The sequence below is a fragment of the Bradyrhizobium sp. genome (assembly GCF_016213215.1).
GTDB lineage: Bacteria > Pseudomonadota > Alphaproteobacteria > Rhizobiales > Xanthobacteraceae > Bradyrhizobium.
In genome coordinates this window covers 1-21,641 of the sequence record NZ_JACRAW010000157.1, presented here as the reverse complement: position 1 = coordinate 21,641, position 21,641 = coordinate 1, and the positions used below count along the sequence as shown (strand labels likewise).

Genomic DNA, 21,641 nt, shown 5'->3' with positions numbered 1-21,641 from the left:
CTACTGGAGCAGCGCGGCGGCCTTCACGGCCGTCACCGCAGTGTTGTAGTTGTTGACGAGTTGCTGGACCGATGCGGCCGACATGTCGAGCACCGGCTTCGGATAGACCCCGAACAGGATCGTCAGCGCAACCAGCGGGAAGAGAGTCAATCCCTCGCGGAACGTGAGGTCCTTGATGCTCATCAGCGACGGCTTGACGAGCGGCCCGAAAACGACCTTGCGGTAGAGCCACAGCGCATAGGCAGCCGACAGGATCACGCCCAGCGAGGCGAAGACGGCTGTCGTAATCGACATCCTGAAGGTGCCGAGCAGCGTCATGAACTCGCCAACGAAGCCCGATGTGCCGGGCAGGCCGACATTGGCCATGGTAAAGATCATGAATACCAGCGCGTAGAGCGGCATCCGGTTCACCAGGCCGCCATAGGCCGCGATCTCGCGGGTATGCATGCGGTCGTAGACGATGCCGACGCAGAGGAACAGCGCACCCGACACGATGCCGTGCGAGATCATCTGGAACACGCCGCCCGCCACGCCCTGGATGGTGCCGGCGAAGATGCCCATGGTCACGAAGCCCATGTGCGCGACCGACGAGTACGCGATCAGCTTCTTCATGTCCTCCTGCATCAAGGCCACCAGCGAGGTGTAGACGATGGCGACGACCGACAGGGTGAAGATCAGCGGCGCGAAGTCGTGCGAGGCCAGCGGGAACATCGGCAGCGAGAAGCGCAGGAATCCGTAGCCGCCCATCTTCAACAGGATTGCGGCCAGGATCACCGAGCCAGCGGTCGGTGCCTCGACGTGCGCGTCCGGGAGCCAGGTGTGCACCGGCCACATCGGCATCTTCACCGCGAAGGACGCGAAGAACGCCAGCCACGCCCAGGTCTGCAGGGACCGCGGCACCGTGGTGTGCATCAGGGTCGGGATGTCGGTCGTGCCGCCGTTCCAGTACAGCGCCATGATCGCCAGCAGCATCAGGACCGAGCCCAGCAGCGTATAGAGGAAGAACTTGAACGACGCGTACACCCGGCGCGGACCGCCCCAGACGCCGATGATCAGGAACATCGGGATCAGGCCGCCTTCGAAGAAGAGGTAGAAGAGCACGAGATCGAGCGCCGAGAAGGTGCCGACCATCAGCGTTTCGAGGACGAGGAACGCGATCATGTATTCGCGCACCCGTGAGGTGACCTTCCAGCTCGCGATGATGCAGAACGGCATCAAGGCGGTGGTCAGGATGACGAAGGGCAGCGAAATGCCGTCGACACCCATGTGATAGGTGATCGTATTGGCGAGCCACGGCGCCTTCTCGACGAACTGGAAGTCGGCAACCGACGGGTCGAAGCGGGCGATGAGGATCAGCGATACAGCGAAAGTGATCACCGTGGTCCAAAGCGCGATCCAGCGCGAATTGCGCTGTGCCGCTTCATCGTCGCCGCGGCTGACGTAGACCAGCAGCGCGCCGACCAGCGGCAGGAAGGTGACGACCGAGAGAATGGGCCAGGTAGTCATTTACTGGCCTCCCAGGCCGAACATGAACCAGGTGATCAAGCCCGCTACGCCAATCAGCATCGCGAACGCGTAGTGATAGAGGTAGCCGGTCTGGATCTTCACGGCGTTGCGGGTGATATCGAACACCCGAGCCGAAACGCCATCGGGGCCGAAGCCGTCGATGAACCATCCGTCTCCCTTCTTCCAGAGAAAGCGACCGAGCCACTTGGTCGGACGCACCAAGATGAGGTCGTAGAGCTCGTCGAAATACCACTTGTTGAGCAGGAATTGGTTCAGCATCGGCTGGCTGTTCGCGAGTTCGACCGGCAGGTAGGGCCGCCGAATGTAGAACAGATACGAAACCAGGAAGCCAAGAACCATCATTACCGTGGGCAGGAAGGCGATGGTTTGGGGAATGTGGTGCATTTCCTCGACGATGTGCGGGTTCATCTTCACGGACTCGCGGAAGAATTCCTCGATGCCGTGACCCGCGAACAGTTCCTTGAACGGGAAGCCCGCGGCGATCGAGCCGACCGCCAGCACGCCGATCGGGATCAGCATCCAGAGCGGGCTCTCATGGGCCGCCTCATAGTGCTTCTCGTCGTGCGGCTGGCCGTGGAAGGTCTTGAAGATCAGGCGCCAGGAGTAGAACGAGGTCAGCGCGGCGGCGATGATCGTCATCAGGAACCCGTACATCGCAAACGGATTGTGCGAAGCGTACGCGGATTCGATGATCGCGTCCTTGGAGAAATAGCCGGCCGTGAGCGGGAAGCCGGTCAGGGCGAGCGTGCCGACCACCATAACCGCATACGTATAGGGAATCTTGCGCCACAGGCCGCCCATGTGGCGGATGTCCTGCTCGTGATGCATCGCATAGATCACCGAGCCCGAGCCGAGGAACAGCAGCGCTTTGAAGAAGGCGTGGGTGAACAGGTGGAACATGCCGACCGAATAGGCCCCCGCCCCCATCGCGACAAACATGTAGCCGAGCTGCGAACAGGTCGAGTAAGCGACGATGCGCTTGATGTCGTTCTGCACGAGGCCCACGGTCGCGGCGAAGAACGCCGTGGTAGCGCCGACCAGCATCACGACCGCCTGCGCGTTCGGCGCCAGCTCGAACAGCGGCGACAGGCGCGCCACCATGAACACGCCGGCGGTGACCATTGTCGCGGCGTGGATCAGGGCCGAGACGGGCGTCGGGCCTTCCATCGCGTCCGGCAACCAGGTGTGCAGCAGGAACTGGGCCGATTTGCCCATCGCGCCCATGAACAGCAGCAGGCACGCGAGCGTCAGCGCGTCCGCTTGCCAGCCCACGAAGTTGATGGTCTTGCCGGCAAGGCTGGGCGCCGCGGCGAAAATGGTCTCGAAATCGGTCGAGCCGACCAGGAAGAACACGGCAAAGATACCGAGGCCGAAGCCGAAATCGCCGACGCGGTTGACCACGAAGGCCTTGATCGCCGCCGCATTGGCCGAAGGCCGCAGGTACCAGAAGCCGATCAGCAGGTAGCTGGCGAGACCGACGCCCTCCCAGCCGAAGTACATCTGCACCAGGTTGTCCGCCGTCACCAGCATCAGCATGGCGAAGGTAAACAACGAAAGATAGCCGAAGAAGCGCGGCCGGTGCGGATCCTCGTCCATGTAGCCGATGGAATAGAGGTGGACGAGCGAGGAAACGGTCGTCACCACGACCAGCATCACCGCGGTCAGCGTGTCGACCCGCAAAGCCCAGCTCACCTGGAGGTCGCCCGAGTTGATCCAGGGGAACAGCGCGATCCGAGCCTCGTGGTGCAGGAATCCGACGTCCACCAGCGCGAACCAGGACAGCGCGCACGAGACGAACAGCAGCGCGGTCGTGATCAGTTCGGCCGCCCGCGAGCCCTGCGCCGGCGGCTCGGAGACGTGGTGATCGTCATGGCCGTGATCGTCGGGCGCATGATCGTCATGGGCGGCGGACGCATGTGCGTCACCATGGCCGTGCGCGTCGTCATGATGCTCGACGGTGTCGCCGCTCGGGTTGCGGGCATGTGCGCCGAAAATGGCGATCAGGCCGGCGAGGATGGCACCCAGCAGCGGCAGAAAGACGATTGCCTGGACCATAGCTGGGTTAACCCTTCATCAGATTGACGTCGTCGACCGCGATCGAGCCACGGTTGCGGTAATACACGACCAGGATGGCAAGACCGATCGCGGCTTCCGCCGCGGCAACCGTCAGCACCAGCAGCGCGAATACCTGACCGACGATGTCGCCGAGGAAGGTCGAGAACGCCACCAGGTTGATGTTGACCGAGAGCAGGATCAGCTCGATCGACATCAGGATGACGATGATGTTCTTGCGGTTCAGGAAGATGCCGAGGATGCCGAGCGTGAACAGGATCGCCCCGACGGCCAGATAGTGACCAAGCCCGATCGTCATTGCACCCACTCCGCAGCATCCGCGTCCTGCAATCCCTGGCCCGAGGTCACCTTGCGCACACTCATGGCAAGCTCCGGCGTACGCGCATTCTGCACTGGAATGCTCTGCCGCTTGACGTTCGCCTTGTGCCGCAGCGTCAGCACGATCGCGCCGATCATCGCCACCAGCAGCACCAAGCCGGCAAGCTGGAAGTAATGGATGTACTTCGTGTACAGCACGAGGCCGAGCGCCTCGGTGTTGCTGACATTGGCGGGGATCGCCGCCGTGATCGCCTTTGTCACGCCGGGTTTGATGACCCAGGCGCCCACCGTCATCATAAGCTCGAACAGGAAGATGCCGCCGACCACAACGCCGACCGGCAGATACTCGATGAAGCCCTCGCGCAACTCGACGAAGTCGACGTCGAGCATCATGATCACGAACAGGAACAGGACTGCCACCGCGCCGACATAGACGACGATCAGGATCATCGCCAGGAATTCCGCGCCCATCAGCACGAACAGGCCCGAGGCGTTGACGAAGGCCAGGATCAGGTACAGCACGGAGTGCACGGGATTGCGTGACGCAATCACCATCACCGCCGATGCCACGCAGACGCCGGCAAACAGATAAAAGAACAACGCGGGAAGGATCATCTACTCACCTCACCGGTACGGCGCATCCAGCGAGATCGCTTTTGCAATCTCGCGCTCCCAGCGGTCGCCGTTGGAGAGCAGTTTCGCCTTGTCATAATAGAGCTCCTCGCGCGTCTCGGTCGCGAATTCGAAATTCGGCCCTTCGACGATGGCGTCGACCGGACAGGCTTCCTGGCACAGCCCGCAATAGATGCACTTCACCATGTCGATGTCGTAGCGCACGGTGCGGCGGGTGCCGTCGTTGCGGCGCGGGCCGGCCTCGATGGTGATCGCCTGCGCCGGGCAGATCGCCTCGCACAGCTTGCAGGCGATGCAGCGCTCCTCGCCGTTGGGATAGCGGCGCAGCGCATGCTCGCCGCGAAAACGCGGCGAGATCGGGTTCTTCTCGAACGGGTAGTTGATCGTCGGTTTCGGCTGGAAGAAGTAGCGCATCGCGAGGAAGAACGCGGATACGAACTCCGTCAGCAGCAGCGAGCGCGCGTTGACGTTGATACCCATGGTTACCTCACTTCGGCGCGATGCCGGCAAAGTGCAGCACGCCGGCGACTACGACTACCATCGCGAGCGAGAGCGGCAGGAACACCTTCCAGCCGAGCCGCATCAATTGGTCGTAGCGGTAGCGCGGCACGATCGCCTTCGCCATCGCGAACAGGAAGAACATGAACAGGAGCTTCAGCGAGAACCAGACGATCCCCGGCACCCAGGTGAACGGCGGCAATGCCACGGGCGGCAGCCAGCCGCCCAGGAACAGGATCGTCGCCATCGCGCACATGGTGCAGATCGCGACATACTCGCCGAGCATGAACAGGAGGTACGGCGTCGAGCCGTACTCGACCATGAAGCCAGCCACGAGCTCGGACTCGGCTTCGACCAGGTCGAACGGCGGACGGTTGGTCTCCGCCAGCGCCGAGACGTAGAACACCACGAACATCGGCAACAGCGGCCACACGTACCAGTTCAGGATCGTGAGCTGCGGCAGTCCGATCAGGCTGCCGATGCCGCGGGTGTTCTGGGCCTCCACCACCGCCGAAAGATTCAGCGAGCCGGCGCACAACAGCACTGTGATGATGACGAAGCCGATCGAGACCTCGTAGGAAACCATCTGCGCCGCCGAGCGCAGGGCGGCGAGGAACGGGTATTTCGAGTTCGACGCCCAGCCGGCCATGATGATGCCGTAGATCGATAGCGACGAGATCGCGAAGATGTAGAGGATGCCGACATTGATGTCGGCGATCACCCAGCCGAGATTGGTCGGGATCACGGCCCAGGCGGCGAGCGACAGAACGCAGGACACCAGCGGGGCCAGCAGGAAGATGCCCTTGTTGGCGCCGGAGGGGATCACCGGCTCCTTGAACACGAACTTCAGAAGGTCGGCGAACGACTGGAAGAGGCCCCACGGGCCGACGACGTTCGGACCGCGCCGGATCTGGACCGCGGCCCAGATCTTGCGGTCGGCGAGCAGGATGTAGGCGATCGCAACCAGGAGCACGACGAGCAGAAGAACGCTCTGCGCGACCATGATGATCAGCGGCCAGAGGAAACCGGTCCAGAATGCGCTTTGAAAGAATTCCATCAGGTCACGCTCACTCCGCTGCGCTCAGGATCTTGCCGGAGGCGAGGCGCGAGCACTCGGCCATCGTGGCCGATGCGCGCGCAATCGGGTTGGTCAGGTAGAAGTCCTCGATCAACGGTTTGAACAGCGCCTTCTCGAGGCTGCCGCCCTTGCCGGCGAGCGCCTTGATGTGGTCCGCGGTGCCCGCTTCGATCTGGTCGAGGCGCATCAGGTGCGGCACCGCCTTGAAGACCGCCTGCCGCAACGCCGCCATTGAATCGTACGGCAGCTTCTTGCCGAGCGCCTCGGACAGGGCACGAATGATCGCCCAGTCCTCGCGTGCTTCTCCGGGCGGGAAAGCCGCCCGGCCGGTCATCTGCACACGACCTTCGGTGTTGACGTAGATCGCCGACTTTTCCGTGTACGCGGCTGCCGGCAGGATCACATCGGCGCGGTGGGCGCCGCGATCGCCATGCGTGCCGATATAGACGACGAAGGTGCCGTCCGGCGCCTTGATCTCGTCGGCGCCAAGCAGGAACAAGAGATCGAGCGTGCCGAACGTCGTCATCTGCGCGCCGTTCAGCGCGCCCGGCCCCGCGGCAAAGCCGATATCCAGCCCGCCGACGCGCGATGCGGTTTCGTGCAGGACGGCAAAGCCGTTCCAGCCGTCCTTCACCGCGCCGACATTGAGCGCGAGCTTCGCCGCAGCTGCGAGAACGGCAGCGCCATCGTGGCGCGCGGCCGCACCCGCCCCTACCAGCACGATCGGGTTCTTCGCGCCCTTGAGCACGTCGCTGAAGGAATGCTTGCCGGCGGCAAGATCGCTCAGCGTATCGGTCCCGGCGCCGAGATGATCGTAGTCGTAGGTGAGTTCGGCCTTGGCGCCGATAAGCCCGATCTTCAACTGGCCGGTGCGCCAGCGTTTGCGGATCCGGGCGTTGAAGACGGCAGCTTCCTTCCGTGGATTTGAGCCGATGATCAGCAGCGCGTCGGCCTGCTCGATTCCGGCGATGGTCGGATTGAAGATGTAGGAGCCGCGGCCGAGCCTGGCATTGAAGGCGTCGCCGCCCTGCACTGCCAGATTGGCGGAGCCGAACTTGGCAAGCAGCTCCTTCAGCGCGAACATCTCTTCGACGCCGGCAAGATCGCCCGCGATCGCGCCGATGCGCTTGCCGTCGGAACGGGCCGCCTTGGCGGCGATCGCCGCGAACGCTTCCGTCCAGGTGGCGGCGCGCAGTCTGCCGTTCTCGCGGATGTAGGGCCGGTCGAGCCGCTGCGTGCGCAGGCCATCGACGATGTGCCTGGTCTTGTCCGAGATCCACTCCTCGTTCACCGCCTCGTTGACGCGGGGCAGGATGCGCATCACCTCGCGACCGCGGGTGTCGACGCGGATCGCCGAGCCGAGGCCGTCCATCACGTCGATCGACTGCGTCTTGCCGAGTTCCCAAGGCCGCGCGGCGAAGGCGTATGGCTTCGAGGTCAGCGCGCCGACCGGGCAGATGTCGACGAGGTTGCCCTGCAGTTCCGAGGTCAGGGCATGCTCCAGATAGGTCGTGATCTCCATATCCTCGCCGCGCCCGATCGCCCCCATTTCCGGCGCGCCGGCGACTTCGGCGGAGAATCGGACACACCGTGTGCACTGGATGCAGCGATTCATCGAGGTCTTGACCAGCGCGCCCAGATACTTGTCCTCCACCGCGCGCTTGTTCTCGGCATAGCGGCTGGTGTCGACGCCGTAGCCCATCGCCTGATCCTGCAGGTCGCACTCGCCGCCCTGGTCGCAGATCGGGCAATCCAAGGGATGGTTGATCAGCAGGAACTCCATCACGCCTTCGCGCGCCTTCTTCACCATCGGCGAGCGCGTGGAGATCTCCGGCGGCTCGCCCTTCGGGCCCGGACGGCAGTCACGCACGCCCCAGGCGCAGCTCGCGACCGGCTTCGGCCCGCCCTTCACTTCAACCAGGCACATCCGGCAATTGCCGGCGATCGACAGCCGCTCGTGGTAGCAGAAGCGCGGAATCTCGGCCCCCGCCGCCTCGCACGCCTGCAGCAGCGTGTACTCCGGCGGAACATCGACCTCTTTGCCATCGATGATGAGTTTCGTCATTCTTCCTTACTCCGCCGCCGCCATGTGAGCGGGATCTCGAACCCCGACATCATCGGCATCGGCCTTGCGCGAATATTCGTCGATGCGCGCTTCGATCTCGTGACGGAAATGGGTGATCAGGCCCTGGACCGGCCAGGCCGCGGCGTCGCCGAGCGCGCAGATGGTGTGGCCCTCGACCTGCCTTGTGACTTCGAGCAGCATGTCGATCTCGCGCTTGTGGGCGCGACCTTCGGCCATGCGGGTCAACACCCGCCACATCCACCCCGTTCCTTCGCGGCACGGCGTGCACTGGCCGCAGCTCTCGTGCTTGTAGAAGTAGGAGATGCGCGCGATTGCCCGGATGAGATCGGTGGACTTGTCCATCACGATCACTGCAGCGGTGCCGAGGCCGGAGCGCAGCTTGCTCAGGCTGTCGAAATCCATCGGCGTGTCGATGATCTGCTCGGCGGGCACCATGCGCACCGACGAGCCGCCCGGAATGACCGCCTTGAGATTGTCCCAGCCGCCGCGAACGCCGCCGCAGTGCTTTTCAATCAGTTCGCGGAACGGAATGCCCATCGCCTCTTCGACGTTGCAGGGCCGCTCGACATGCCCGGAGATGCAGAACAGCTTCGTACCGACATTGTTCGGCCTTCCAATGCCGGCGAACCAGCCTGCGCCGCGGCGCAGGATCGTCGGAGCAACCGCGATCGACTCGACGTTGTTGACCGTGGTCGGGCAGCCGAACAGGCCGACATTGGCCGGGAACGGCGGCTTCAGCCGCGGCTGGCCCTTCTTGCCCTCGAGGCTTTCCAGAAGCGCGGTTTCCTCGCCGCAGATATAGGCGCCTGCGCCGTGCGCGACGTAGAGATCGAACGGCCAGCCGTGGACGTTGTCCTTGCCGATCAGCTTGGCCTCATAGGCCTGATCGATCGCCGCCTGCAGCCGCTCGCGCTCGCGGATGAACTCGCCACGGACATAGATGTAGCAGGCATGGGCGCCCATCGCGAAGCTGGCGACCAGGCACCCTTCAATCAAGACATGCGGATCATGCCGCATGATCTCGCGGTCCTTGCAGGTGCCGGGCTCGGATTCGTCGGCATTGACCACGAGATAGTTCGGGCGGCCGTCGGTCGATTCCTTGGGCATGAAGGACCATTTCAGGCCGGTGGGGAAGCCTGCCCCGCCCCGCCCGCGCAGGCCGGACGCCTTCATCTCGTTGACGATCCAGTCGCGGCCCTTGTCGATGATCGCCTTGGTGTTGTCCCAGGCGCCACGACGGCGCGCGCCCTCAAGCCCCCAATCATGGAGACCATAGAGGTTCCTGAAGATGCGATCCTTGTCCTCGAGCATGCTCTACTGCTTTCCGATCAGCGGTTGGCCTGCATATACGCAAGGCCTGCGGCGCAACCCGCGAAGGTCAGCGCCCATAACAGGCTTGATTCTAACGAGGCATGCAGCGCGAAATGCTGCAGCAGGAAGATGAACACGGCCGCGGCCACCCCGTGCATGGCGATAAAGGCCCACTTGTTCATCGCAACCACCCTCCCCGGCGCGGCCGCCGGCAATGCACCCGCCCGCCTCATGTCGTTTCCTTGAGCGTCGTCGGCCCGGTGATGGGCGCGGAGAACTGCCGACCGTTTTGCGGGCCCGGCTTGGGCGGATTCCCGGTCGCGAAGCCGTCCAGCACCTTGCCGAAGCTTTCGGGGGTGAGATCCTCGTACGTGTCCTTTCCGATTTGGACCATCGGCGCGTTCACGCAGGCCCCCAGACACTCGACCTCTTCCCAGCTGAAATTGCCGTCCTGGGAGAGATGGAAAGCCTCGTGATCGATCCGGTGCTGACACACCTTGATAAGGTCTTCTGCGCCCCGCAGCCGGCAGGGCGTCGTGCCACAGACCTGGACATGGGCTTTCTTGCCGACCGGCTGGAGCTGGAACATGGTGTAGAAAGTCGCGACTTCCAGCACGCGGATGTAGGGCATGTCGAGCAGGTCGGCCACGGTGCGAATGGCCGCTTCGGAAACCCAGCCCTCGTTCTGCTCCTGCGCGCGCCACAGGATGGCGATGACCGCGGAGGCCTGACGTCCCGGCGGATATTTCGCGATCTGCTGCCTGGCGAACGCGAGATTCTCCTCGGTGAACGCGAAGCTCTGTGGCTGCAATTCCTTGGGTGCTAGGCGGCGGACGGACATCTTCGTTCAATCTCTCACTGCGTGCGGCGCGCGATCTTCGCATTCAGGACATCGATCCTGTCCTGCCAGAATGCGCTTGCGGTGCCAAATACGTTGTAGCCGACATGGGTCGAGGCCTTGATGCGGTCGAGGATCGACAGCTCCTTCACGGTCTCCATCCGGTTGCTCTGGGGGTCGTAGACGATCAGCTTCAGCGGGGTGTGCTCGAGGATATAGCGCGAGACCGAGTGGGCGCGGTCGCTGCCGTGCTCCTCGCAGATGATGACGCTGTCGCTCTGAAGCAGTCGCGTGCCGCCCTTGATGGCCTCGATCTCGACGCCTTCGACGTCGAGCTTGATCAGGTATTTGCCACCGGCCGCGATCCTGCCGTCGTCCAGCATGTCGTCGAGCGCGATCACCGGAACCTCCTCGCCGCGTTCGGACGGATTGCCGGCGATGCTGAACTTCTCGTGCTTGGTGCCGGAGAGCCGCGCCGTGCCGCGCTGCGAGCCGATCGCGCAGCGCATGCATTCGAAGCGGTTGCCATTGACCGAGGCGTTGTTGGTCAGTTTCTCGAAATTGTCCGACGACGGCTCGATCGCGATCGCGCGGTGCGAGCCGAACGGCGCGCTCGACACCAGCACCGACCAGTACCCGTAATTGGCGCCGCAATCGATCAGCGTGTAGTCGACCGACACCGAATCGCGGAACAGGAGCTCCAGTTCGTCCTCATAGTTGTACGAGCGATTGAGCAGCTTGCTCCAGTACCCGTCGCCATAGGGAAACTCGAAGACGGCGTCGGAGTTGAGCTTGATCGCGATATTGCGCTCGGGCAGCGTCTTGCGCAGCAGATTGGCGCAACCGATGTAGCCACGATGCGAAAAGTGCGAGGAGATCTTCGAGCCCGTCGCCAGCGCCAGCGCAGCCGTCCGCTCCCACAGGTTGGCACCTACAAGGGCCCCCGAGGCACGGTCAAACTGAATCGGCGCCTGCGCCATCACCGATCGACCTCTCCGAACACAATGTCGAGCGAGCCGAGAATGGCGGAGACGTCGGCGAGCAGGTGCCCCCTGCAGATGAAATCCATCGCCTGCAGATGCGCAAAACCCGGCGCGCGGATCTTGCACTTGTAAGGTTTGTTGGAGCCGTCGGCGACCAGATAGACGCCGAACTCGCCCTTCGGCGCCTCGACCGCAGCGTAGATCTCGCCGGCCGGCACGTGGACGCCTTCGGTATAGAGCTTGAAATGATGGATCAGCGCTTCCATCGAGCGCTTCATCTCGCCGCGACGCGGCGGGAAGACCTTGTGATCCTCGATCGCCACCGGCCCCTGCCCGTCCGGTGCCCGCAGTTTCGCGATGCACTGCTTCATGATGCGCACGGACTGACGCATCTCTTCCATACGGATCAAATAGCGGTCGTAGCAGTCGCCGTTCTTGCCGATCGGGACATCGAAATCCATCTCGGCATAGCACTCGTAAGGCTGCGCCTTGCGCAGGTCCCAGGCTGCGCCCGAGCCGCGCACCATCACGCCGGAAAAGCCCCACTCCCACGCCTGCTTCAGCGTCACCACGCCGATATCGACGTTACGTTGCTTGAAGATGCGGTTGCCCGTGAGCAGCCGGTCGAGATCGTCGACCACTTTCAGGAACGGATCGCACCAGGCCTCGATGTCGTCGATCAGCTTGGGCGGCAGATCCTGGTGCACGCCCCCGATGCGGAAATACGCCGCATGCATGCGGCTGCCCGAGGCGCGCTCGTAGAACATCATCAGTTTTTCGCGCTCTTCGAAGCCCCACAACGGCGGGGTCAGCGCGCCGACGTCCATCGCCTGCGTGGTGACGTTGAGAAGGTGCGAGAGAATACGACCTATCTCGCAGTACAGGACGCGGATCAACTGGCCGCGGCGTGGCACCTCGATGCCCAACAGCCTCTCCGCCGCGAGACAGAATGCATGCTCCTGGTTCATCGGCGCGACGTAGTCGAGCCGGTCGAAATACGGGATCGCCTGCAGGTAGGTCTTGGCCTCGATCAGCTTCTCGGTTCCGCGATGCAGGAGCCCGATATGCGGATCGACGCGCTCGACCACCTCACCATCGAGTTCGAGGACAAGGCGCAGCACGCCGTGCGCGGCGGGGTGCTGCGGCCCGAAGTTGATCGTGAAATTGCGGAGATTCTGTTCGTTCATGATCAGACCTTCGGCCCCGCCTTCTCATCACCCGGCAAGGGGTAGTCCGCACCCTCCCACGGCGAGAGGAAATCGAACTTGCGGAATTCCTGGTTGAGGCGGACCGTCTCGTAGACGACGCGCTTTTCCTGATCGTCGTAGCGAACCTCGACGAAGCCGGTCAGCGGGAAATCCTTGCGCAGCGGGTGCCCTTCGAAGCCGTAATCGGTGAGGATGCGCCGCATGTCCGGATGGCCGACGAAGATCACGCCGTAAAGGTCGTAGGTCTCGCGCTCGAACCAGTCGGCGCCGGGAAAGACCTCGATGATCGAGGGCACCTGCGTCGTCTCATCGGCCTGCCCACGCAGACGGATCCGCCCATTCAGCGTCGGCGACATCAGGTGATAGACGACATCGAAGCGCTTTTCCCGCTCCGGATAGTCCACCGCCGTGATGTCGATGAGATTGACGAAGCGGCAGGCGGGATCGTCGCGCAGGTACTTTGCGATCTCGACGATCTTTTCAATTTCAACCAGGATCGTGAGCTGGTTGAAAGCCACGGTGTGACCGATAGCGGCGCCCGGAAGCGCGCTAACGATCGTCTGCCCCAAGGCGTCGAGCCTGCCGTCGTCCATAAGCCAAAACCTTAGCGTTCGATGGTGCCGATGCGCCGGATCTTCTTCTGCAGCAGCAGCACGCCGTAAAGCAGAGCTTCCGCCGTCGGCGGACAGCCGGGCACGTAGATGTCGACCGGCACGATGCGGTCACAGCCGCGCACGACCGAGTACGAATAGTGATAGTAGCCGCCGCCGTTCGCGCACGAGCCCATCGAGATGACGTAGCGCGGCTCCGGCATCTGGTCGTAGACCTTGCGCAGGGCCGGCGCCATCTTGTTGGTCAGTGTACCGGCGACGATCATCACGTCGGACTGCCGCGGCGAAGCGCGCGGGGCAAATCCGAAGCGCTCGACGTCGTAACGCGGCATCGATAACTGCATCATCTCGACCGCGCAGCAGGCGAGTCCGAAGGTCATCCACATCAGCGAGCCGGTGCGCGACCAGGTGATGAGGTCATCGGCGGCGGCGACGAAGAAGCCCTTGTCCGAGAGTTCCCGGTTGATCTCGCCGAAAAACGGATCGTCCGCCCCCACCGGCTTACCGGTGGCGGGGTCGAGAATACCCTTTGGAGCCGGAGCGATCAGCGGCCCTGACGGGGATGCGGCAGGGGTCGGGTTCAATCCCATTCCAGCGCCCCTTTCTTCCATTCATAGGCGAATCCCACCGTGAGCACGGCGAGAAAAACGACCATCGACCAGAAGCCGGTCGCCCCCAACTTGCCGAACGCCACCGCCCATGGGAACAGAAACGCCACTTCCAGGTCGAAGATGATGAAAAGAATGGCGACGAGATAGAAGCGGACGTCGAACTTCATCCGGGCGTCGTCGAAGGCGTTGAAGCCGCATTCGTAGGCGGACAGCTTTTCCGGATCCGGTTGCTGGAACGCGACAACAAAGGGGGCGATCAGCAGCACCAGGCCGATCAGCCCGGCAACCCCTATAAAGACGACAAGTGGAAGATAGTTTTCGAGAATGCCGCTCATCGGCCAAGCCTTTTCCCGCAGTCTTGGGGGGCCGCGGATTCGTGTGCTTTGAAATTGCGGTGAGCCTTAGCGCAGTGCACTAGGGGGCGCAAGACAGGCCACTTGTGGGGCGGTGCGCCACCCCCAACAACAGCTCTCCCTACGATGGGCGGCTCCCAACAGCACATAGGGCGCGCAGCGCTGGAAGACCAGCCGTCAATTGAGGAATCGACCATTACATCTGTGACATCTGCGCATCAGCGGGTCCTCGCGTGCAGCGCCGGGCGGCCCGCCTCGCGCCTGTGACCCGAGCGGAATCAGCAACCAGTACGCGGCAGCGATTGCCGATCCAACAGCCGCTTCCGGCAACGCTTTAGGGAGCGCGCAGCGCCGCAAACCAGTTTCAACCCAGCTCCCTGGCCGGGGTGAAACCGGTATCCCGAGCGGGCGAAACCATTTTACCCGGTGCGCGAAACCGTCCGGAAACAAAGCCCGCGTAGACCTCCACGCAACAAAGGCGTCTCAGACGCCCGGAGGCTCAGATGAACCACTCCATTCATTCCGCGGATCGGGCGACCCACCTGAAGATCGTGGTGGTGGCGCTGGTGGCCGGCATTGCAGTGGCGGCCTTTGGCATCGCGGCCCACACCAATGCCGATTACAGCCAGACCGCCCAAGTCATCAAAGCCGGCAAGCCGGTCGTGCTGACCAGTTCGGGCACTTCGGCCATCCGTTAAGCAGCCCTCACCGTTTCCCCCAAGCCAACCAGCTTTCCCCAAAGCCAACCAAGACGAGGCCGCCTACGGGCGGCCTCTTGGCATGAATCGCTGTCGGGGCCGGTGCTTGCAACGTCCTTGACTTGGACTGCCCCCGCCTTTAAGTCCCAGCGTCTCCGCGGGTTTCGCGAACACGCGGGAGTAGCTCAGTTGGTTAGAGCGCCGGCCTGTCACGCCGGAGGTCGCGGGTTCGAGCCCCGTCTCTCGCGCCATTGAAACAATGGCTTAGCCTCCCTTCTCAAAAATCGGGACTATGCGTAGGCGGCGAGCCCGCGAATCGTCTAGGCCTCCACCTCTCCAGTTCCCGAGCCGTTCCAACTTTCGGAGGGCCACAATGGCGAAAAAGGCAGCCGCACCCGCCACCATTACGCTCAAGCATCTGGCAGCGGCGATCGCCGAAGACCAGGACCTGTCCAAGAAGCACGCCGAGGCGATCTTGACCGACTTGGTCGCCCGCATCACCAAGCACCTGAAGAAGGGCGACCGCGTCCGCATCGTCGGTCTCGGCATCCTCCAGGTCCGGAGGCGGGCCGCCCGAATGGGCCGCAATCCGGGAACCGGCGAACCCATCCATATCAGGGCAAGCAAGAAGGTCACCTTCCGTCCCGTCAAGGAACTCAAGGAAGCCATCTGACGCCCGCATTCTGGTTGATTTCGCGTCATTCCGGTCCGCTCAATGTGACCCCCGGAATGACGCTTTTTTGTTATACCGCTTACGGTTTTCACCTAGCGACCAGGGAATATCCTCATTGAAGTTCACGCACACGGTCACCGAGCGCTTCCTGCGCTACGTACTCATCGACACTCAGTCCGATCCCACCTCCACCAGCTGCCCCTCCACCGAGAAACAAAAGGATCTCGGGCGGCTGCTGGCGGCCGAACTGCAGGCCATGGGGATCAGTGACGCCCATCTCGACGAGCACGGCTACGTCTACGGCACGATCCCGTCCAACACGGACAAGAAGGTGCCGGTGATCTGCTTCTGCTCCCACATGGACACATCCCCCGACTGCTCCGGCAAGGACGTCAAGCCGCAGATCGTGAAGAACTACCGCGGCGGCGACATCGTCCTGCCGGGCGATCCGACGCAGGTTATCCGGTTTGCAGAGCACCCTGCACTGAAGAACCAGATCGGCAACGACATCATCACGACCGACGGCACCACGCTGCTCGGGGCCGACAACAAGGCCGGAGTCGCCGAGATCATGGATGCGGCGCAATTTTTGATCGACAACCCGCAAATCAGGCACGGCACCATCAAGATCCTCTTCACGCCCGACGAGGAGATCGGTCGCGGTGTCGACAAGGTCGACATCGAGAAGCTCGGCGCCAACTTCGGCTATACGGTCGACGGCGAGATTGCCGGCAGCATCGAGGACGAGACCTTCTCGGCCGACGGCGCCACCGTCACCATTCACGGCGTGAGCGCCCATCCCGGCTATGCCAAGGGCAAGATGGAGCACTCGATCAAGATCGCAGCCGCGATCCTCGAGCGCCTGCCCAAGGAAGGCTGCTCGCCCGAGACTACTTCCGGCAAGCAGGGTTTTCTGCATCCGATCAGCATCTCGGGCGCACTGGAAGAAACCACGGTTTCCTTCATCGTGCGCGACTTTACCGAGGAGGGCCTGAAGGAAAAGGAGGCCTTGCTCGAGCGCACCGTCAAGGAGGTGATGAAGGAGTTTCCGAAATCGAGCTGCCGGATACAGATCAAGGAGCAGTATCGCAACATGAAGCAGGTGATCGACCGTCACCCGCACATTGTCGAATACGCCATCGAGGCGATCCGCCGCGCGGGCTTGCGGCCGATCAAGACCGCCATTCGCGGCGGCACCGATGGCTCGCGACTATCCTTCATGGGACTGCCGTGCCCCAATATCTTCGCCGGCGAGCACGCCTTCCACTCGCGCCTCGAATGGGTCAGCCGGCAGGACATGGAAAAGGCGGTGCAGACCATCGTGCACCTGGCGATGATCTGGGAAGAAAGGACGTAAGGCCCACCATCCACGGCCGGGCCTGACGACCAGGCACGCAACATCGCAATACCCTCATTGCGAGCCTCTACCGCCGAAGTCCCGCAAAGCGCATCAACAACGTACTGCACCCGAGGTGACTTTGGCGGAGCGATCGGCTTTCATCGGCGAATTTGCAGGACACCGATCGAGGGGCAAACGATGATTGGGAAGCAATTGGTCTTGGCCGCCGCACTGACGTCAACCGCCAGCGCGGGCGCCGCATTCGCGCAAGCCGCTGCCGAGAAGGTCACGTTGAGTTCGCTGCTCGCCAAGGACTATGCCATCGCTGGCGCGATCTCGACTGCATCCAACCTGCCGGGCCTGTTCCTGCGCAAGGGATCAAGTCTCTATCTGTGTTTCATTGCGGAAACGAAGCAGTCGGCGACGGTGGCGACGCAGTACTGCAAGCCGGTGGAATAAGGCCGGGCGTCTACGACGCCCGCGCGGTCACGATCCAGATCGAACCCGGCAGCAGCACCGACTGGCCCTGAACGAAGGGAGCAAGCGCCTCGCGGACTGAATTCCTGGCTGCCTCGCGCACGTCTGCCGGATGCCCCTCCAGCGCGCGGTTGGCGGGCCCGATCTGCAGCGCGCCTTCGACTGCGGCATCGAGACCTCGCCCGATCGCGACGTCGAGCAGGAGGGTGTGCGCCTCCATAACGCCGTTGGAGAATCCGGCGTCACGCAAGATCCGCATCACCCGCTCTTCCGAGGCGAAGGCAAACGGCCCCGGCTCTTCCGGTCCGACCGGCGGCATCCTGGGAACGTGTTTGTAGACCGCCTGCAGCGGCACCATCATCCAGGGGTTTTCGCGGGGTTCGCGCCAGCAGATGAAGGCTACGCGCCCCGTCTGCTTCAACGCCCGGCGCAGATTGGCGAAGGAATCAACAGGGTCGGCGAAGAACATGACGCCGAAGCGCGAGACCAGAAGATCGAAGCTGGCCGGTTCGAATGGATAGACGGTGGCGTCCGCCAGCACGAACTCGACCGGCACGCCGGCCGGCACCCGCTGACGGGCCCGCGCGAGCATCGGCTCGGAGATGTCGATGCCGAGGGCGTACCCCATCGGTCCGACTTTCTGCCCGAAGGCGACCGTCGTGGCGCCCGTCCCGCAACCGACGTCGAGGACACGCTCACCGGCCCGCAGCGCAGCGCGCTCGATCAGGATGTCCGTGATCGGCCCGAGCAGGACGTCCTGAGTCTCCTGTCGCTCGGCCCAGCGCTGGCCGCCGGGTCCGTTCCAATAGGCGATCTGGTCGGCATTGTGCTCGTGTGCGGTGTCCATCAGGCCCTGCCGTTCGAATTCGCGAAGGGGTGCTTGCCCGCATCGCCTTGGCAATACCGGCATAGGAAGGCCCTTGGCAGGACGCAAGGTATTCTGTTGCGCCAGCCACACTTTGGCAGGAGTTCCTGGACCAAGGTGCCGTGTCACCACTGCGAGCACGACGGTCGCCTCCGCCGATTCAGGTGCGCCGACCGACACCAAAGGGCAGATATCAAAGCCGCGGAATCCAGTTCCTTGCTCCGGCGCCGCCAAAGGTCAAAAGAATAACCCCGCGGCCAGAACTGCGCGCGGGGTTTTCTGAAGTGTGCTGGCGAGAGCAGATCGTTCAGTACTTGGCGACGACCGGTCCGCCGAACCGATAATTGATGCCCACCTTCGCGGTGTGAACGCCGGGATCCGTGTGCGAGTTGGTGTAGGTGTCGCCGGCAGCGTGCACGCCGGTAACAGTGTAGGTTTGGTGCGTCGCCAAATACAGGTACTCGCCCTTGAGGCTCCAGTTGTTGGTGAACGCATATTCGACGCCGGCGCCGGCAGCCCAGGTCACGTGCGTGCCGCTGTGTCCCAGGTTCAGGATGCCGCCACCGCAGCCGCCCACGACGCAGTTATCGGCAAAGCCGTAGTTCTTTTCGACGAAGGCGACCCCGCCCTTTGCATAGAAGAGCGCTCGGTCGGCCGCGAAGCCAAGCCGGCCAGCAATGACGCCGTACCAGTCGCCGATGCGCGTCGCGTCCAGGCTGTCCGGATAGGCAAAGCCCGCATTGATCGCGTTGATGTCCTGGATTGTCCGCGCCACACGGATGTAGCCCGCCTCGCCTTCGATACCGATCAACCAGTTCGTCCCAACCGGCTGGTAGTTCCAGCCAATCGTGCCGCCGGCGATAACGCTGTTCGACAAGCTGTAGCTATTCGGCAGCACCCCGCCATTCCAAGCGAATCCACCGACGTTGAGAGGCTCGGTCGAAAAGGCATTGCCGTCGGCGAACGCTCCTCCCACGAAGCCGCCGATGTAGAAACCCGTCCAGTTGAATGCGGCGACGACCGGCGCGGGTGCCTTGGCGTAGCGCGGCGCCAAATCCGCAGCGGTAGCGCTGACTGTGCCGACAGCAAGAGCAGATAAAACCAAAACGAGTTTGTTCATGGCGGCCCCAAAATGTTGCCTACACGTTCTTTACTCCCTCTCCTCCGCGGTAGCTGTAGCGGCTCGGCAACGGTGCGGGAAATTCAACCTCTGATTGGCCTCGCGATATAAGTTCAATGATACCGCGCACCCCCAAAACCAACAACCGAATACCTGGCTGTGGCAAGTCTCACCAATTCAGCAGTGCTGCCGTCTCGCGCGCAGAGGACAGTTGCTCACTCACTCACAGGAGATTTAGGTGAATCCGCCGTAGCAAGAACGTGGCGAGCGGCATCGAGAGCACGAGGCTCGAAACGAACATGCTGACCATGCGTCATCGCATCCGGCATGCGTCGCGGAGACTTCTGACGCGCCTTGATCCAGTTTCAACCGGGGCGGGATGGCAGCGAGGCAAAGAGGACAAAGCTGGGGCTCTTGCACCAGCTATACGCCTTCAAACATAGGCGAGAACGTCAGACGGCCGTGAACGGGTCATGCGCGCGGCGCGAACAACGGCGACCGACCCGCGGCTTGTCGAGAGGGTTCTCGAACGAATCATGCCTGCCGTTCGACAGCCCTAAAGCGACGTCATTCGGCTGCCAGCGATGCGGCCGTGCGCTTTGCGAGGACCTGCCGGAAATCGGTCGCAAGCTCGTCGTAATAACGAGCCAGCCCTTTGTAGAATGCGCGCCCCGGCTCGTCCTTCGCTTCCTGAGCCGCCTTCTCGCACTGCGCAGCTTTCCGCTCGTACTTCTCCAGTTTCGTTTCAAGATCGCTCGGCATGTCCCCACTCCACGCAACGCCATACGCGTGCGAATGGTGTCCGGTGCTTCGACCGAAAGGATGACTGACCTAAGGCAATTTTGTAGCAGTCCCGCGGCTCACTTTTGGCCGCTCAGGTTGCTTCAAGTGGTGGGCGGTCACGGATTCGAACCGCGGACCCTCTCGGTGTAAACGAGATGCTCTAACCAGCTGAGCTAACCGCCCTCGCCGCCTGTTTAGCCTTGCCAAGCTGGGTGGAGCAAGGCCGAACCGCTGCCCCGCTGCCCCGGCCGGAGGCCGACGGCCAGGTCCGGAGAGGATCGGACAAGCAGAAACGGCGCCCGAAGGCGCCGTTTCGAGAGCTTCGTCTCGGTCAATGGGCCGTCAGGCCGCCGGCGGCCTCGTCGGCCTCCGGCGGGACCGGCAGCTTGGCGTCCTCTTCCCAGACGATCGGCACCGGCTTGCGCACCAGGGCGCGGGCGACGACGTCGTCGAGGCGCGCGACCGGAATGATCTCCATGCCGCCCTTGATGGCATCGGAAATCTCCGTGAGATCCTTGGCGTTGTCTTCGGGGATCAGGACCGTCTTGATGCCGCCCCTGGCCGCGGCCAGCAGCTTCTCCTTCAGCCCGCCGATCGGCAGCACCCTGCCGCGCAGCGTGATCTCGCCGGTCATCGCGAGATCGTGCCGGACCGGGATCCCGGTCATGACCGAGATGATCGCGGTAGCCATGGCGACGCCCGCCGACGGTCCGTCCTTCGGGGTCGCCCCCTCCGGCACGTGGACGTGGATGTCGCGCTTGTCGAATAGCGGCGGCTCGATGCCATAGGTGATCGCGCGCGAGCGGACATAGGAAGCCGCCGCCGAGATCGACTCCTTCATCACGTCGCGCAGGTTGCCCGTGACGGTCATCTTGCCCTTGCCGGGCATCATGACCCCTTCGATGGTCAGCAACTCGCCGCCGACATCGGTCCAGGCAAGGCCGGTGACGATGCCGACCTGGTCGTCGCTTTCGATCTCGCCGAAACGATACTTCGGCACGCCGAGGAACTCTTCGAGAGTCTTCTCGGTGACCTTCACCGACTTCTTCTTGGAGATCATCAACTCCTTCACCGCCTTGCGGGCAAGTGTCGAGAGCTCACGCTCCAAATTGCGCACGCCCGCTTCACGGGTGTAGCGGCGGATCAGCAGCAAGAGCGCATCGTCGTCGATCGACCATTCCTTCGAGTCGAGGCCGTGCTTGGAGATGGCGTTCGGGATCAGGTGCTTGCGCGCGATCTCGACCTTTTCGTTCTCCGTGTAGCCGGCGATCCGGATGATCTCCATGCGGTCCATCAGGGGTCCGGGAATATTCAGCGTATTCGCGGTCGTAATGAACATGACGTTGGAGAGATCGTAGTCGACCTCGAGATAGTGATCGTTGAACGTCGAGTTCTGCTCGGGATCCAGAACCTCGAGCAGCGCCGAGGAAGGATCTCCGCGGAAGTCGGCGCCCATCTTGTCGATCTCGTCCAGGAGGAACAGCGGATTGGAGGTCTTCGCCTTCCGCATCGACTGGATGATCTTGCCCGGCATCGAGCCGATATAGGTGCGGCGGTG

Annotated in this window: 23 protein-coding genes and 2 tRNA genes; 5 read left to right on the top strand and 20 right to left on the bottom strand. The window is 63.0% G+C overall.

All coding sequences use genetic code 11. The features are described from left to right. Genes HY852_RS25930 through HY852_RS25860 form a run of 15 tightly spaced genes read right to left on the bottom strand, consistent with a single transcriptional unit; the run spans position 1 to position 14,110 of the window. Positions 1 to 1,506, bottom strand: a complete 1,506-nt coding sequence (locus tag HY852_RS25930) for an NADH-quinone oxidoreductase subunit M (protein ID WP_291607774.1) — start codon at positions 1,504 to 1,506, stop codon at positions 1 to 3. Continuing rightward, positions 1,507 to 3,582, bottom strand: a complete 2,076-nt coding sequence (nuoL, locus tag HY852_RS25925) for an NADH-quinone oxidoreductase subunit L (RefSeq protein ID WP_291607773.1) — start codon at positions 3,580 to 3,582, stop codon at positions 1,507 to 1,509. It lies immediately after the preceding gene. Positions 3,583 to 3,589: 7 nt separating this feature from the next. After that, positions 3,590 to 3,898, bottom strand: coding sequence for an NADH-quinone oxidoreductase subunit NuoK (gene nuoK, locus HY852_RS25920; protein ID WP_291607772.1), 309 nt, complete (start codon positions 3,896 to 3,898; stop codon positions 3,590 to 3,592). Next, positions 3,895 to 4,533, bottom strand: coding sequence for an NADH-quinone oxidoreductase subunit J (locus HY852_RS25915; RefSeq protein WP_291607771.1), 639 nt, complete (start codon positions 4,531 to 4,533; stop codon positions 3,895 to 3,897). The genes nuoK and HY852_RS25915 overlap by 4 nt, the downstream gene beginning before the upstream one ends. Positions 4,534 to 4,542: 9 nt before the next feature. After that, the gene (gene nuoI, locus HY852_RS25910; RefSeq protein ID WP_291607770.1) at positions 4,543 to 5,031 is read right to left on the bottom strand and encodes an NADH-quinone oxidoreductase subunit NuoI; all 489 of its coding nucleotides are present in this window, start codon (positions 5,029 to 5,031) and stop codon (positions 4,543 to 4,545) included. Between the two features lie 7 nt (positions 5,032 to 5,038). After that, complete coding sequence (nuoH, locus tag HY852_RS25905; RefSeq protein WP_291607769.1) at positions 5,039 to 6,106, bottom strand: NADH-quinone oxidoreductase subunit NuoH; 1,068 nt, start codon at positions 6,104 to 6,106, stop codon at positions 5,039 to 5,041. Between the two features lie 10 nt (positions 6,107 to 6,116). Beyond that, positions 6,117 to 8,192, bottom strand: coding sequence for an NADH-quinone oxidoreductase subunit NuoG (gene nuoG, locus HY852_RS25900; protein WP_291607768.1), 2,076 nt, complete (start codon positions 8,190 to 8,192; stop codon positions 6,117 to 6,119). A gap of 6 nt (positions 8,193 to 8,198) precedes the next feature. Next, a complete protein-coding gene (gene nuoF / locus HY852_RS25895; protein ID WP_291607767.1) occupies positions 8,199 to 9,524 on the bottom strand; it encodes an NADH-quinone oxidoreductase subunit NuoF in 1,326 nt (441 codons plus the stop codon). Positions 9,525 to 9,541: 17 nt separating this feature from the next. Then, positions 9,542 to 9,757 carry a hypothetical protein gene (locus HY852_RS25890; protein WP_291607766.1) on the bottom strand — a complete coding sequence of 72 codons (216 nt, stop codon included), beginning with the start codon at positions 9,755 to 9,757 and terminating at the stop codon, positions 9,542 to 9,544. Further along, complete coding sequence (nuoE, locus tag HY852_RS25885; RefSeq protein WP_291607765.1) at positions 9,754 to 10,365, bottom strand: NADH-quinone oxidoreductase subunit NuoE; 612 nt, start codon at positions 10,363 to 10,365, stop codon at positions 9,754 to 9,756. The genes HY852_RS25890 and nuoE overlap by 4 nt, the downstream gene beginning before the upstream one ends. Before the next feature lie 14 nt (positions 10,366 to 10,379). Further along, on the bottom strand, positions 10,380 to 11,342 hold the full coding sequence (locus HY852_RS25880; protein ID WP_291607764.1) for an FkbM family methyltransferase: 963 nt from the start codon (positions 11,340 to 11,342) through the stop codon (positions 10,380 to 10,382). Then, positions 11,342 to 12,532 (bottom strand): NADH-quinone oxidoreductase subunit D, encoded by a 1,191-nt coding sequence (locus HY852_RS25875; RefSeq protein ID WP_291607763.1) that lies wholly within the window; start codon positions 12,530 to 12,532, stop codon positions 11,342 to 11,344. The genes HY852_RS25880 and HY852_RS25875 overlap by 1 nt, the downstream gene beginning before the upstream one ends. A 2-nt stretch (positions 12,533 to 12,534) precedes the next feature. Beyond that, complete coding sequence (locus tag HY852_RS25870; protein WP_291607762.1) at positions 12,535 to 13,146, bottom strand: NADH-quinone oxidoreductase subunit C; 612 nt, start codon at positions 13,144 to 13,146, stop codon at positions 12,535 to 12,537. Between the two features lie 11 nt (positions 13,147 to 13,157). After that, positions 13,158 to 13,748: an NADH-quinone oxidoreductase subunit B family protein gene (locus HY852_RS25865; RefSeq protein ID WP_291607789.1), complete on the bottom strand. Its 591-nt coding sequence runs from the start codon at positions 13,746 to 13,748 to the stop codon at positions 13,158 to 13,160. Beyond that, a complete protein-coding gene (locus tag HY852_RS25860; RefSeq protein WP_291607761.1) occupies positions 13,745 to 14,110 on the bottom strand; it encodes an NADH-quinone oxidoreductase subunit A in 366 nt (121 codons plus the stop codon). Before HY852_RS25860 ends, HY852_RS25865 begins: the two co-directional genes overlap by 4 nt. Before the next feature lie 521 nt (positions 14,111 to 14,631). Between HY852_RS25860 and HY852_RS25855 the strand changes: the two genes are divergently transcribed. The 5 genes from HY852_RS25855 to HY852_RS25835 all read left to right on the top strand — a co-directional run bounded on the left by HY852_RS25855 (position 14,632) and on the right by HY852_RS25835 (position 17,297). Next, complete coding sequence (locus HY852_RS25855; RefSeq protein WP_291607760.1) at positions 14,632 to 14,826, top strand: hypothetical protein; 195 nt, start codon at positions 14,632 to 14,634, stop codon at positions 14,824 to 14,826. Between the two features lie 174 nt (positions 14,827 to 15,000). Next, positions 15,001 to 15,077 (top strand) — tRNA-Asp (locus tag HY852_RS25850). Positions 15,078 to 15,199: 122 nt separating this feature from the next. Continuing rightward, positions 15,200 to 15,499: an HU family DNA-binding protein gene (locus HY852_RS25845; RefSeq protein WP_291607759.1), complete on the top strand. Its 300-nt coding sequence runs from the start codon at positions 15,200 to 15,202 to the stop codon at positions 15,497 to 15,499. Positions 15,500 to 15,605: 106 nt separating this feature from the next. Next, positions 15,606 to 16,856, top strand: a complete 1,251-nt coding sequence (gene pepT / locus HY852_RS25840; RefSeq protein ID WP_291607788.1) for a peptidase T — start codon at positions 15,606 to 15,608, stop codon at positions 16,854 to 16,856. Positions 16,857 to 17,057: 201 nt separating this feature from the next. Then, positions 17,058 to 17,297 carry a hypothetical protein gene (locus HY852_RS25835; protein ID WP_291607758.1) on the top strand — a complete coding sequence of 80 codons (240 nt, stop codon included), beginning with the start codon at positions 17,058 to 17,060 and terminating at the stop codon, positions 17,295 to 17,297. Positions 17,298 to 17,307: 10 nt separating this feature from the next. On the opposite strand, the gene HY852_RS25830 is transcribed toward HY852_RS25835, so the two are convergent. The 5 genes from HY852_RS25830 to HY852_RS25810 form a co-directional block, all read right to left on the bottom strand. Next, a complete protein-coding gene (locus HY852_RS25830; protein ID WP_291607757.1) occupies positions 17,308 to 18,162 on the bottom strand; it encodes a methyltransferase domain-containing protein in 855 nt (284 codons plus the stop codon). A 325-nt stretch (positions 18,163 to 18,487) separates the two neighbouring features. Continuing rightward, the gene (locus HY852_RS25825; protein ID WP_291607756.1) at positions 18,488 to 19,300 is read right to left on the bottom strand and encodes an outer membrane beta-barrel protein; all 813 of its coding nucleotides are present in this window, start codon (positions 19,298 to 19,300) and stop codon (positions 18,488 to 18,490) included. 567 nt (positions 19,301 to 19,867) lie between these two features. Beyond that, positions 19,868 to 20,062, bottom strand: coding sequence for a hypothetical protein (locus tag HY852_RS25820; RefSeq protein WP_291607755.1), 195 nt, complete (start codon positions 20,060 to 20,062; stop codon positions 19,868 to 19,870). 127 nt (positions 20,063 to 20,189) lie between these two features. Beyond that, positions 20,190 to 20,266, bottom strand: a tRNA-Val gene (locus HY852_RS25815). Positions 20,267 to 20,414: 148 nt separating this feature from the next. After that, positions 20,415 to 21,641, bottom strand: a 1,227-nt coding sequence (locus HY852_RS25810; RefSeq protein ID WP_291607754.1) for a S16 family serine protease, incomplete at its 5' end; no start/stop codon positions are given.

Excerpts from the sequence above, each read along its gene's own strand:
- nuoG (WP_291607768.1), bottom strand. The coding sequence starts at position 8,192 with ATGACGAAACTCATCATCGATGGCAAAGAGGTCGATGTTCCGCCGGAG.
- nuoF (WP_291607767.1), bottom strand. The coding sequence starts at position 9,524 with ATGCTCGAGGACAAGGATCGCATCTTCAGGAACCTCTATGGTCTCCAT.
- HY852_RS25855 (WP_291607760.1), top strand. The coding sequence starts at position 14,632 with ATGAACCACTCCATTCATTCCGCGGATCGGGCGACCCACCTGAAGATC.
- nuoE (WP_291607765.1), bottom strand. The coding sequence starts at position 10,365 with ATGTCCGTCCGCCGCCTAGCACCCAAGGAATTGCAGCCACAGAGCTTC.
- HY852_RS25825 (WP_291607756.1), bottom strand. The coding sequence starts at position 19,300 with ATGAACAAACTCGTTTTGGTTTTATCTGCTCTTGCTGTCGGCACAGTC.
- HY852_RS25915 (WP_291607771.1), bottom strand. The coding sequence starts at position 4,533 with ATGATCCTTCCCGCGTTGTTCTTTTATCTGTTTGCCGGCGTCTGCGTG.
- HY852_RS25820 (WP_291607755.1), bottom strand. The coding sequence starts at position 20,062 with ATGCCGAGCGATCTTGAAACGAAACTGGAGAAGTACGAGCGGAAAGCT.
- HY852_RS25870 (WP_291607762.1), bottom strand. The coding sequence starts at position 13,146 with ATGGACGACGGCAGGCTCGACGCCTTGGGGCAGACGATCGTTAGCGCG.
- HY852_RS25875 (WP_291607763.1), bottom strand. The coding sequence starts at position 12,532 with ATGAACGAACAGAATCTCCGCAATTTCACGATCAACTTCGGGCCGCAG.
- nuoK (WP_291607772.1), bottom strand. The coding sequence starts at position 3,898 with ATGACGATCGGGCTTGGTCACTATCTGGCCGTCGGGGCGATCCTGTTC.
- nuoL (WP_291607773.1), bottom strand. The coding sequence starts at position 3,582 with ATGGTCCAGGCAATCGTCTTTCTGCCGCTGCTGGGTGCCATCCTCGCC.
- HY852_RS25880 (WP_291607764.1), bottom strand. The coding sequence starts at position 11,342 with ATGGCGCAGGCGCCGATTCAGTTTGACCGTGCCTCGGGGGCCCTTGTA.
- nuoI (WP_291607770.1), bottom strand. The coding sequence starts at position 5,031 with ATGGGTATCAACGTCAACGCGCGCTCGCTGCTGCTGACGGAGTTCGTA.
- HY852_RS25845 (WP_291607759.1), top strand. The coding sequence starts at position 15,200 with ATGGCGAAAAAGGCAGCCGCACCCGCCACCATTACGCTCAAGCATCTG.
- nuoH (WP_291607769.1), bottom strand. The coding sequence starts at position 6,106 with ATGGAATTCTTTCAAAGCGCATTCTGGACCGGTTTCCTCTGGCCGCTG.
- HY852_RS25930 (WP_291607774.1), bottom strand. The coding sequence starts at position 1,506 with ATGACTACCTGGCCCATTCTCTCGGTCGTCACCTTCCTGCCGCTGGTC.
- HY852_RS25860 (WP_291607761.1), bottom strand. The coding sequence starts at position 14,110 with ATGAGCGGCATTCTCGAAAACTATCTTCCACTTGTCGTCTTTATAGGG.
- HY852_RS25830 (WP_291607757.1), bottom strand. The coding sequence starts at position 18,162 with ATGGACACCGCACACGAGCACAATGCCGACCAGATCGCCTATTGGAAC.
- HY852_RS25890 (WP_291607766.1), bottom strand. The coding sequence starts at position 9,757 with ATGAGGCGGGCGGGTGCATTGCCGGCGGCCGCGCCGGGGAGGGTGGTT.